This window comes from Dolichospermum circinale AWQC310F (assembly GCF_000426925.1).
Classification (GTDB): domain Bacteria; phylum Cyanobacteriota; class Cyanobacteriia; order Cyanobacteriales; family Nostocaceae; genus Dolichospermum; species Dolichospermum circinale.
In genome coordinates this window covers 25,876-37,357 of sequence record NZ_KE384670.1, presented here as the reverse complement: position 1 = coordinate 37,357, position 11,482 = coordinate 25,876, and the positions used below count along the sequence as shown (strand labels likewise).

The following is an 11,482-nucleotide window of genomic DNA, read 5'->3' as shown; positions in this document are numbered from 1 at the left end:
GAAACTCTTACCCTCAAAAGACTCTGCGCCTCTGCGTGAAATAAAATCATACTCTTAATCAGCAACGCCAAAAAACATTATTCCTCAAAGTTATAGCGGCGTGAAGTATAAACCCAAACATTATTATCCTGTTGAATTTGTTGAGTATGGGAAGAACCAATAATAATTACAGTTCCCATATCTGCTAATGTTGGTTCTAACTCTTCTAGGGTAATAATTTTAACCTCTTCTCCCTTTCTCCCCAGATTTTTTCCTAAAACTACGGGTGTATGAGGTTTTCTGTGTGCTAATAAAATCTTTTTCGCGGACTCTAGTTGCCAATTTCGTTTTTTTGATACAGGGTTATAGAAAGCAATCACAAAATCACTTACCGCCGCAGCACTTATTCTTTCGGCGATAATTTCCCAAGGCTTTAAAATATCAGATAGGGAAATTACGCAAAAGTCATGTCCTAAAGGCGCACCAGTAAGAGCGGCTGCGGCTTGCATAGCGGAAATACCAGGGGCGACTTGAATATCAATTGTTTGCCATTCTGGTTTATTATATTGGTCTAAAACCTCAAAAACTGCCGCCGCCATTGCGTAAATACCTGGATCTCCAGAGGAAACAACAGCTACATATTTTCCCCCTGCGGCTAAGTCTAAGGCCTGATAAGCCCTTTCTGCTTCTACTCGATTATCTGATTCATGGACGCGCTTCCCAACAGCTAGGGACGCAATTAAATTAATATAAGTTTTATAACCTACTAAATCCGTAGCTGAATGCAAAATTTCCCTTACTTGTGGTGAAATCCATTCAAATGCACCAGGACCAGTACCAATAATAGCTAATTTTCCCTGGGCTTGTCCTGTTGTGGCGGGGTTGATAATTTGGCTGGAAATGGCCACGGCAATAGAAGAAGATGGAGATGATATAATCCGACCATCTGTACCTGTGGCTGCTAAGGCTAGGGCTGAAGCGGAGGAGAGTTGGTTTTCCCGAAAAAAACGGACAGGAACGTTTAAAGCCTTAGCTACACCATGGAGTTGGGAATTATTGGCCAGGTGAAGAGGTGCAAATATGCCAGCGACGGCAACAGATGCTAAGTTAGATTTTGTGAGTATTTGCTGAATTTGAGTAATTGTATCTGGTTCTGGGTTGGTGAGAGCGATCGCTATGGTCGCAGGATGATAAACTAAACAATTACAGTCATAATTACCCAAATATTCGGTAATTTTAATCTTTAACTCGCCGTTTTCATCAATAGGTAAATTACTCTCTCTCAACCAAGGCGCTGTTCCCATTAACTTGACTTTTTTCCCGGCCAATAGGTCAGCAATAAATTTTTTCCCCTGTTCTGGGTTAGCTAAATGATATCCCACAGGGGGAGACAACAAAGCGGTATGAAACCGGATATCTCCTGTGGTGGTAATTGCTGGTTGAATATTCAGTACTTCCCCAATTTGACGCGCTAAATCATTGACACCACTCAGTCCACCTAAAAGCGGTACTACAGCACTTCCATCTTCTGCGACAGCTAAAAGAGGCGGTTCTTGTCCTTTATCATTTAAAATGGGTGAAATTGTTCTAATGAGAATCCCAGCCGCACAAACACCAATTATTGGTGTACCAGCAGCGAACAATTTCCGCACCGTTTCGCCAAAGTCGGTAAAACTAATATCAGTATCATGAGTACGAGTAGCCAAACCGTATAATTTCGCGGTTGAAAAGATATTAGTAATTTTCCGCCCCACAATAACGCTATTTTGATTTAAAACTACAACCGCAGGGACTACTCTGGTATTCATGTATTTGACGATAATAGGCTATTGAGAATTTAAACGGGATAGAAATCGGGAATTGAACGCAGATGAACGCAGATGAACGCAGATAAATACGCTAGTGGGGTAGGAAATGGTATAATCATTAGTGATTAAGAGTTATCAATTCCCAATTTCCTACAATTTATTTTTGGTAGGGATGATAATCATGGAAAAATAGGGAACTTCTAAAGGGTTAACTTCATCTAAAGGTAATATACGTTGTTGCGTTGTCGTAGCGCGTTCAATGTATCTAGCCCGTGAAGCTAGTCCTAGTTCGTGGAGAAGATTCCTAATTTTAGAAAAATGACGACCAAGTTTCATAATGGCCGCCGCGTCAGTGGCTAGAAGTTGGCTAGTTAGTATTTCTATTGGTAATGGCGCTGGTAAAACGGTAAGAACATCATTATAATAGGTAAATGGCAAACCTAAAGCCACAGGACAAGCCATAAGTGAGGAAACTCCGGGAACAACTTCTGTTTTGTATTTATCAGCTAATCGAGTAAATAAATACATAAATGAACCGTAAAAAAACGGATCTCCTTCACAGAGAACCACCACGTCTCTACCAGCGGCTAAATGGTCAGCAATGGGTTGAATTTCTTGGTCGTAGATAGATTTGGCATTTTCTGGTTCTAAGGCGCGAGGAAGATGAAATAATACCTCAATTTGATGATTATCCAGGTAGGGGGAAACAATCTTTCTGGCGATACTTTCTTTATCTACCGCTGACTGATAAGCGACAACGGGGACGGAACGGAGGATACGTAAGGCTTTTAAGGTAATAAGTTCTGGGTCTCCAGGTCCGACACCAATTCCATAAAGACGACCTCCAGAATTAGTCATTACTCTTCCTCACTTGCTAAAGCGTTAACAGCAGCCGCAGCGATCGCACTTCCGCCCCGTCTTCCATGTAAAGTTAAGAATGGTACATTGCGGCTATCTGCGGACAATGCGGCTTTTGACTCAACCGCACCCACAAAACCGACGGGAAAACCCAATATTAACGCCGGTTTAGGAACTCCCTCGTCTAGCATTTCCAATAGCCTAAATAGTGCTGTAGGTGCATTTCCAATTACCACTATTGCCCCTTCTATATGAAAGCGCCATAATTCTAAGGCAGATGCTGATCTTGTATTTCTTAATCTTTTAGCCAGTTGTGGTACTTCTGGATCATTTAGGGTACAGATCACCCTATTATTTTTGGGTAGTCTTTTTCTTGTTATCCCCTCAGCTACCATGTGAGAATCGCACAAAATCGGTGCGCCGTCAATTAAGGCTTTTCTCCCGGCTTCTACCGCTGTAGAAGAATATCCTAAGTCTTTGACAATATCCGTCATTCCACAGGCGTGAATCAGACGAACCGTAATTTTAGCCACATCATCTGGTAATACATGGAGATTGGACTCTGAGCGAATAATTTCAAAGGATTTAGTGTATATTTCGTTAGCATCACGGATGTAATCAAACATGGTATTTTCAAATTGTAACTGTTGAATTTGGACTGGATTTGCTAAATAATTGGTTTAATTGGTGTTTTTGACGGTCAATAAACTGCCTGAAGGATTCCTGTAAACTTAGACGTTGTTGTTGATACACTTCTAATATTTGCTGAATTAGAATTGGAACTTTAGCCAAAGTCACATATTCATAGAGCAAATGACCAAGAACATAAATTTGATAACCCGGAAAATTTCCGCCGGCAACACCAAGTAAGGTAATATCAGCTTGGGTATGTTGAGCGCAAGATTTACTGCACCCACTAAAATGGATATTAACCGAACAATCTAAAATCATAAGATTTTCTAGGTATTTTGCCAAGTTTAAAGCATCATCTTTCGTTTCTGTGGCCGCAGCACCACAACCTCGTTTCCCAGAACAAGCTACTAAAAAACTTTTGATGTCCGTTGGTGAATAGTTTAAATCCAAGTTGGTAATTTCTTTCTCAACTTCTATGATTTGATTTTGGGGAATGTCGCTTAATATTAAGTTTTGCCAAGGTGTTAACCTGATATTATCATCACCGTATCTTTTCGCAATATGAGCTAAACCTCTAATTTGATAGGTTTCTAGTCTTCCTAGAGGTAAAACAATACCAATGTAATATAATCCGCTTTGTTTTTGGCTATGAATGCCTATAAGATTTTTCTCTCGCAGAGACGCAGAGGCGCAGAGAGAAGTTTTTTCAAGATTAAATGTGTTTGAATCTAATTTTTCTTTGACTTGGTGCAGATATTTTTCGATGGTAATGTGATTGATGATTTCTCGTAAACGTGGTTTGCAACGGTTGTTAATGTCTATGTGTTTGAGGTAAGTTTCTGCTAATGCTGCTAAAACTGCTATTGTCTCTACTGGTTTCAGTAAAATTCCCGTGTCTTTGGCTGGTTCTCCTTTTTCTCCATAACTGAGATATAATCGCCAATGGATATTGCTGTTAATTAATTCTGCTGTTAAGATGATATCGTTGGGGCGTTCTTTGACGGAAATTGTTCCTCCTCCATCAAAACACACACTAAATTTCGCCGATAATTGGGAAAGATGAGAATGTGCTGTAATATGTTTTTCCCAAGCTTTAACTAGGGGACGAGTATCTATTAGTTCTTGAGTATCAATACCCGCTGTAGGACTGGTCATAATATTGCGGATATGGTCTACACTAGCATTAGTAGCAGCTAAACCTAGTGCTTGTAATTTTTCCAGAACTTGAATATTTATCCCTTGTTTAATTTCTCTAATTTGGATATTAGCGCGGTTAGTAATATCAATATAGCCCCCACCATAATGATCAGAAATATCCGCTATGGCCTCAAATTGTTGAGAATTAATCATTCCCCCTGGTATTCTCAGACGACAGAGAAAACCATCTTGGGCTAATGTATTGTAAAATAACCCTGGACAAGCAGTCAATGGAAATTGCAAAATCGTGACTCCTTCTCTGTGTGACGCAGAGACAGAAATTGAGTAGATACCCTAGAATTGGCATTCTGACTTACCCAACTTTAGATTTGAGATTTTTAGTCAAATCCAAAATTGCTTTACAGTTGCGGCACAGTCTCGGAATTACACCGAAGTTTCCCAACCCTAAGTTTTAGCATTGTACCACAAAATAGTATTTTATGGTATTGATATTTATTTAGTCTGTTAAAACAGACTTTCGCTATTTTACTTAAAAGTATATTAACACCTTACCCACCCATAAAAAATCCTTCCGCAGTCTTCTCTGCGTCTCTGCGTCTCTGCGAGAAAAAACTCTTATTCAACTCAAACCACCTGACGATAAGGTAATAAAAACGATATTTCAACAAAACAAACAACCTCACAAATTATGCAAAAATGGTTATCAATTATCGGTATCGGTGAAGATGGTTTAGCAGGGTTAAGTCCCGTAGCTGTTTCTTGCTTAGACAAAGCTAAAATCATCTTGGGAGGGGAACGTCATCTTGCCATGATACCCCATGCCGACTACCGGGAAAAAATTCCCTGGAAGTCACCTTTTCAAACTTCCATAACCGAAATTATCAGTTATCGCGGTGAAGCAGTTTGTATTTTAGCTAGTGGCGACCCTTTATGTTATGGTGTGGGTACAACTATTCTTAAAGATATTAATATTTCGGAAGTTACAATTATTCCTGCACCTTCGGCTTTTAGTCTAGCTTGTTCTCGACTAGGATGGTCTTTAACGGAGGTGGAAACTCTAAGTTTATGTGGTCGTCCGATGTCTTTACTACAATCTTATATTTATCCTGGTGCAAAATTATTAATTTTGAGCGAGGGAAAACATACTTCAGCTAATGTGGCGGAAATTTTGACAAGTCGCGGTTATGGTAATAGTCAAATTACCGTTTTAGAAAAAATGGGTAATATTAATGAGAATGTTATCACAAATATCGCTACTAATTGGCAAGAAAAAAATATCGCTGCTTTAAATACTATTGCGGTGGAATGTATTGCTGATAAGGGAATAGTTGGTTTATCGAGATTTCCCGGTTTACCTGATCATGCTTTTCATCATGATGGACAATTGACAAAAAGAGAAGTCCGGGCGGTGACTTTATCGAGTTTAGCACCTTTACCGGGGGAGTTGCTTTGGGATGTGGGTGCTGGTTGTGGTTCTATTTCTATAGAGTGGCTGCGAAGCGATAGGAGATGCCGAGCGATCGCTATTGAACAAAATGCCTCTAGAATAAATTATATTGCTGATAATGCGGCTGCTTTGGGAACACCGAATTTACAAATTATTGTGGGTAAAAGTACGGAAGTTATAGAAAATTTACCTCCACCCAATGGGATTTTTATTGGTGGTGGTGTGACAGAACCAAAAATTCTAGAAAATTGCTGGAATGCGCTACTTCCGGGAGGGAGAATGGTAGTTAATGTTGTTACTTTAGAAGGTGAACTAATTTTATATCAATGGTATGAAAAAGTAGGAGGAAATTTTACCCGCATTGCGATTCAACGCGCTGAACCTATTGGGTCAAGATTTTTGGGTTGGAAAGCAATGTCCCCTGTTACCCAATGGATAGGAATCAAAAATTAAAAAAAATTCATCTGTATTTATTCATCCGCGTTTATCTGCGTTTATCTGCGTTTAATAATTTTATAATTCCTTCCCATACTCTGTATGGGAAGGAGAAAAAAGCAAGTATTTATTTTTCTTTAGCCGTTAATAAATCACCTGGAGAAAAAGCACCATTTTCTGTAATAATCGCTGTAATTAAATCCGCAGGTGTGACATCAAAAGCCGGGTTATAAAATTCTACTCCTGGAGGGGTGAGAAGAGTTTCACCTATTTGATATATTTCCCCTGGGTGACGTTCTTCAATGGGAATTTGACTACCATTAGCTATTTGAAAATCTATGGTGGATAAAGGTGCGGCGACAAAGAAAGGGATATGATGGGATTTGGCGACAATAGCTAAACTGTAAGTCCCGATTTTATTAGCAGTGTCACCATTAGCAGCTATTCTATCAGCGCCTACAACTACAGCATCTATTAAACCTTGTTTCATGCAGTGGGCGGCCATATTATCGGTAATTACTGTGACTGGAATCCCTTCTTGTACACATTCCCAAGCGGTGAGTTTTGCCCCTTGCAAGCGGGGACGGGTTTCGTCTGCAAATACTCTAGCTAAACGTCCTTGTTTCCAAGCGGAACGGACTACACCTAAAGCTGTACCATATCCGGCTGTGGCTAAAGCACCTGCGTTACAATGGGTGAGGATAATTAGTTTTTCTGGGGTTTGTGGTAATGCGCCTAAACCATGATCGCCTATAGCTTGACAAGTTTGTAAGTCTTCGGCGCTGATATTTTTAGCTGTTTCTAAAAGAGTTTGCTGAATTTCTGCAACTGTTCCCAAAGTTTCATAAGCCGTTTGCATCATTCTACCAATTGCCCAAAATAAATTTACCGCAGTGGGACGGGTAGAACGCAATAAATTGGCCACTTTCTCTAGTTTAGCTAAAAACTCCTGGCGATCGCTGGTTTCAATTTCTCTAGCCCCCAAATACATTCCATAAGCAGCAGCCACTCCAATTGCTGGCGCACCTCTAACAATCATAGTTGTAATAGCTTCGGCCATATCTTGACTGCGGTGAATTTCCACCACTGTATATTCATTAGGTAGGCGAGTTTGATCAATCAGTGATACTGAATTATTATGCCAAGTAACGGGATAAACCATGTGATCAGTTGTTGGTTGTAGGGGTTTAGTTAGGTGGACATTTAACCATATCTACACAGGTAAAATTCACCTGAGTGGGTTGTCAAGTCTGAATTTTTATCTATTTCCCTGAGGCGGACTTTGTTGGTATAGCCGCGACTTCCAGTCACCGGGGCTTCTAGAATCTTATGTATTATGCCAGTTGCGTGTCGTCCTCATATAACAATCCTTAATCATTATTAAACAAATTTATCGCCTATTACCTATTGCCTTTTCTACAAATTAAGTTAAAAAAGAAAGATGAAAATTACCGAAAAAATCAACTATTGGCTGGAAACCCACGCTTGTGCGCCTGCTTATAGCGGTTGGGTGTTAGTGGGAATCTCTATATGTTATTTAGGTGCGGGTATTAATACCATGGCTGGCTGGCTGTATGTTATTAGTGGAGTTAGTTTTGCGCTTTTGGGAATATCAGCTTTTATGCCTGTGCGATCGCTTGTGGGTATAATTGTTAAACGTCGTCCTATTGCACCAGTAACCGCTGGTGATGATCTAAAAATTGAGATCGAAGTTCATAATCATAGACAACAACCAGTAAGTTTATTACAAGTCAGGGACATTATCCCTTATGTTTTAGGTCAGCCAGTCCAGCAAAGTATTGAAGTTATTCAACCACAGGATAGTTACCGCTGCATATATTATCTTCCTACCCAACAGCGGGGGGTTTACCGCTGGCACAGAGTAGAATTAGCAACAGGTGCGCCTTGGGGTTTATTTTGGTGTCGTCGTCAGCGACAATGTGAAGCTATGGCAATAGTTTATCCTACCGTCTTATCTCTCAACAATTGCCCTTTAATTGATGAAATCGGACAAGACGATAGCCACCGGGGAGATCCTCGTGGTAAACCATTACAAACTGCTACAACGGGATTAGTGCGATCGCTGCGTCCTTATCGCCTTGGTGATCCGACCCGGTTAATTCATTGGCGGACTAGCGCCCGTTATGGAGAATTACGAGTGCGGGAATTGGAAGTTATTACTGCTGGACAGGAAATTATTATTGCCATAGATAGTTCCTTCCAATGGGAACAGGAGTTATTTGAACAAGCGGTAATTACTGCTGCTTCTTTGTATTTCTATGCCCAGAAACAAAAACTGCAAGTGCAACTCTGGACAGCAGCTACAGGTTTAATTAAAGGAGATATCCCAGTTCTGGAAACCTTAGCGGCCACCAACCCCCTGGAAAAAAACAGCATACCACCAGATCATAGTCCCTTAATTTGGCTCACACAAAACTCCTTTACCACATCCTCTTTACCCTTTGGTAGTCGTTGGGTACTCTGGCAAAACCCATATTCACTCGCAGAAACCGTCATTAATCGAGAATATCCTGGTATTTTTATTCAAAACGAACAAGAACTACAACCTCAATTACAAAAAGCTCTGAGTTTGTTTGAAAGTGATTTCTCTCACTGACCGTGATGTACAATGCAAAGAAACATGAAAATTTATCAGCAATGACTACACCAGAAGTAAATTTAAAATCTAGCGATAAAAGCCTAGAAGCAATGCGGTATTTTTCCGAACAATACGCTAAAAGGACGGGAACATTCTTCTGTTCTGAACCTTCCGTTACCGCAGTTGTTATTGAAGGACTAGCTAAACACAAAGACGACCTGGGAGCGCCTTTATGTCCCTGTCGCCATTATGAGGATAAAGAGGCCGAAGTTAACGCCGCTTTTTGGAACTGTCCCTGCGTACCCATGCGCGAACGTAAAGAATGTCACTGTATGCTGTTCCTCACCCCTGATAATGATTTTGTCGGTGATAAACAAGAAATATCCATGGCAACTATTAAAGAAGTTCGGGATAGTATGGGATGAATGAAACCATGCCTGACGAGTTTTGGCATGGTATAGAACAGTTCAATGCGGGAGAGTTCTATGCTTGTCATGACATTCTAGAAGCAATCTGGATCGATAGTCTCGAACCAGATAAAACTTTTTATCAAGGTATTCTCCAAATCGCTGTAGGACTCTATCATCTAGGTAATTCTAACCGACGAGGAGCGATGATCCTTTTGGGAGAAGGTAGTAATCGTCTTAGACGTTATTTACCTAGCTACGGCGGTATTAATGTGGAAAAATTATTGACCCAAAGTGTAGATTTATTAACAATACTACAACAGGAAAGTCTAGAACCATTGGCAAATACTGAGTTGCTAGAAAATCAAATTTGGATTTTACCCAACATTTCTCTGAGTCATGATTAGCGTCTAAACTATGATTTGGATGATTTGTATAACTTAATCCTTTAATCATCTCCTGTAGGGTGCGTCTTCAATAATTCGGTAATGGTAATAATTAACAAAATTTTGGCATTTGACTCACCTAAAATATACCATTTGCGGTCAATTAATGTCTAACCCATGACTTGTATAAGTATGATTTAATAATTTTTTGTAAGTACATAGATACAGCAATTTCCGATGTTATGAGGTACAGATATTAATGATAAAAATCTTGTGGTGCGGGCATCTTGCCCACTAAAATTGTACCTCATTTAGATGAAATTCACTGTATGTAAAAATCAATAACTTAGTAACAATTAACTAACAAATTCTTGCCAGTTTTGATCAGACATTTTCAAAGGGAAACTAAAATTTAAAACCACCGTCCGTTTTTGCTATAAAACTCATATTTGATTTTTATTTCTGTGTTCCCTATTCCCTATTCCCTATTGCCTGACTTTTATGATACCTTCTTATCAATTGCTAAAATCACAGATAAGCCGCTTAGGATTGGCTTTATTGCTGCCAATTTCCTTTGTGGTTACAGTCTCATTGTCTACCCAAATCCAACCTGCTATAGCCCAAGCTGGAGGGAATCGTCCTTTGACTATCCGCTCTGATGTTCAGGAATATGATGCGAAAACCCAAGTAATTACTGCCCGTGGTAATGTGCAAATGCTGTATCCGGCTCGTCAAATTCAAGCCACTTCCGCTCAAGCACAATACTTTAGCAAGGAAAGACGGATTGATTTCAGTGGCAATGTGTACATCTTACAACAGGGTACTAATAGTATTCGTGCGGAAAAAGTCACCTATTTAATTGACGAAGGTAAATTTATTGCTTTACCTCAGTCTAATCGTCAGGTAGAATCAATCTACATGGTAGAGGACTCCCCAAGACAAACTACTAAACCAGCCCCGAAAACACCATCCCTAAAGCGTTCTAATTAGCATTTACTACCAGGGAAAAACCTAAGTGTGAAAATTGTTTTAGAGAATATCCAGAAATCCTACGGTAAACGATTAATTGTTAATCACGTTAGCCTTTCTGTTAACCAAGGAGAAGTTGTCGGTTTACTCGGTCCCAATGGTGCTGGAAAAACAACAACATTTTATATTGCTACAGGTTTAGAAAAACCTAATCATGGTAAAGTGTGGTTAGATAATTTTGATATTACTAATTATCCCATGCACAAAAGGGCTAGATTAGGTATTGGCTATTTAGCTCAAGAACCAAGTGTATTTCGTCATCTTTCAGTGGAAGAAAACATTCTCCTGGTATTTGAACAAACTCAAGTTCCTAGAAGAGAATGGGGAAAAAGATTACATACTTTATTGCGGGAGTTTCGCTTAGAAAAAGTGGCTGGTAGTAAAGGTATTCAACTTTCTGGAGGTGAACGACGACGCACAGAATTAGCTAGAGCTTTGGCCGCAGGTAAGGATGGACCTAAATTCCTCTTTTTAGATGAACCCTTTGCGGGAGTTGACCCCATTGCTGTCTCTGAAATTCAGGAAATTGTCGGTCAATTACGCGAACGTGGTATGGGTGTATTAATCACAGATCATAATGTCCGCGAAACCCTGTCCATTACAAACCGTGCTTATATCATGCGCGAGGGACAAATTCTCGCCTTTGGTCATGCTGATGAACTCTATAATAATCCTTTAGTGCGACAATACTATTTAGGTGATAATTTCTCTGTTTAAATTGTTTAACCTACATTCCCCTATCT

11 protein-coding genes and 1 riboswitch are annotated in these 11,482 nt (G+C 39.8%); of the genes, 6 read left to right on the top strand and 5 right to left on the bottom strand.

The window, feature by feature from the left end:
- Nucleotides 1-77: 77 nt before the first annotated feature.
- From cobJ to cobG, 4 genes are all read right to left on the bottom strand, one after another.
- Nucleotides 78-1,787, bottom strand: coding sequence for a precorrin-3B C(17)-methyltransferase (gene cobJ / locus ACIR310F_RS0105680; RefSeq protein WP_028082980.1), 1,710 nt, complete (start codon nt 1,785-1,787; stop codon nt 78-80).
- A gap of 150 nt (nt 1,788-1,937) precedes the next feature.
- Nucleotides 1,938-2,645 carry a precorrin-2 C(20)-methyltransferase gene (locus ACIR310F_RS0105675; protein WP_028082979.1) on the bottom strand — a complete coding sequence of 236 codons (708 nt, stop codon included), beginning with the start codon at nt 2,643-2,645 and terminating at the stop codon, nt 1,938-1,940.
- Nucleotides 2,645-3,271: a precorrin-8X methylmutase gene (locus ACIR310F_RS0105670; protein WP_028082978.1), complete on the bottom strand. Its 627-nt coding sequence runs from the start codon at nt 3,269-3,271 to the stop codon at nt 2,645-2,647. Before ACIR310F_RS0105670 ends, ACIR310F_RS0105675 begins: the two co-directional genes overlap by 1 nt.
- Before the next feature lie 7 nt (nt 3,272-3,278).
- Nucleotides 3,279-4,718, bottom strand: a complete 1,440-nt coding sequence (gene cobG, locus ACIR310F_RS21675) for a precorrin-3B synthase (protein WP_035367671.1) — start codon at nt 4,716-4,718, stop codon at nt 3,279-3,281.
- Between the two features lie 50 nt (nt 4,719-4,768).
- Nucleotides 4,769-4,892, bottom strand: a riboswitch (adenosylcobalamin-variant (AdoCbl-variant) riboswitch).
- Nucleotides 4,893-5,124: 232 nt separating this feature from the next.
- On the opposite strand from cobG, the gene ACIR310F_RS0105660 reads away from it, so the two are divergent.
- Nucleotides 5,125-6,336: a bifunctional cobalt-precorrin-7 (C(5))-methyltransferase/cobalt-precorrin-6B (C(15))-methyltransferase gene (locus ACIR310F_RS0105660; RefSeq protein ID WP_035367669.1), complete on the top strand. Its 1,212-nt coding sequence runs from the start codon at nt 5,125-5,127 to the stop codon at nt 6,334-6,336.
- A gap of 109 nt (nt 6,337-6,445) precedes the next feature.
- Here ACIR310F_RS0105660 and mtnA read toward each other — a convergent pair whose 3' ends face one another.
- Nucleotides 6,446-7,480, bottom strand: a complete 1,035-nt coding sequence (gene mtnA, locus ACIR310F_RS0105655) for an S-methyl-5-thioribose-1-phosphate isomerase (RefSeq protein ID WP_028082976.1) — start codon at nt 7,478-7,480, stop codon at nt 6,446-6,448.
- A gap of 279 nt (nt 7,481-7,759) precedes the next feature.
- On the opposite strand from mtnA, the gene ACIR310F_RS0105650 reads away from it, so the two are divergent.
- The 5 genes from ACIR310F_RS0105650 (at nt 7,760) to lptB (ending at nt 11,456) form a co-directional block, all read left to right on the top strand.
- The gene (locus ACIR310F_RS0105650; RefSeq protein WP_028082975.1) at nt 7,760-8,935 is read left to right on the top strand and encodes a DUF58 domain-containing protein; all 1,176 of its coding nucleotides are present in this window, start codon (nt 7,760-7,762) and stop codon (nt 8,933-8,935) included.
- Between the two features lie 41 nt (nt 8,936-8,976).
- On the top strand, nt 8,977-9,342 hold the full coding sequence (locus tag ACIR310F_RS0105645) for a ferredoxin thioredoxin reductase catalytic beta subunit (RefSeq protein ID WP_028082974.1): 366 nt from the start codon (nt 8,977-8,979) through the stop codon (nt 9,340-9,342).
- Nucleotides 9,339-9,731 carry a DUF309 domain-containing protein gene (locus tag ACIR310F_RS0105640; RefSeq protein WP_028082973.1) on the top strand — a complete coding sequence of 131 codons (393 nt, stop codon included), beginning with the start codon at nt 9,339-9,341 and terminating at the stop codon, nt 9,729-9,731. Before ACIR310F_RS0105645 ends, ACIR310F_RS0105640 begins: the two co-directional genes overlap by 4 nt.
- Nucleotides 9,732-10,211: 480 nt before the next feature.
- On the top strand, nt 10,212-10,700 hold the full coding sequence (locus tag ACIR310F_RS0105635; protein ID WP_028082972.1) for an LptA/OstA family protein: 489 nt from the start codon (nt 10,212-10,214) through the stop codon (nt 10,698-10,700).
- A 27-nt stretch (nt 10,701-10,727) separates the two neighbouring features.
- Complete coding sequence (lptB, locus tag ACIR310F_RS0105630) at nt 10,728-11,456, top strand: LPS export ABC transporter ATP-binding protein (protein ID WP_028082971.1); 729 nt, start codon at nt 10,728-10,730, stop codon at nt 11,454-11,456.
- The last annotated feature ends 26 nt before the right edge of the window (nt 11,457-11,482 follow it).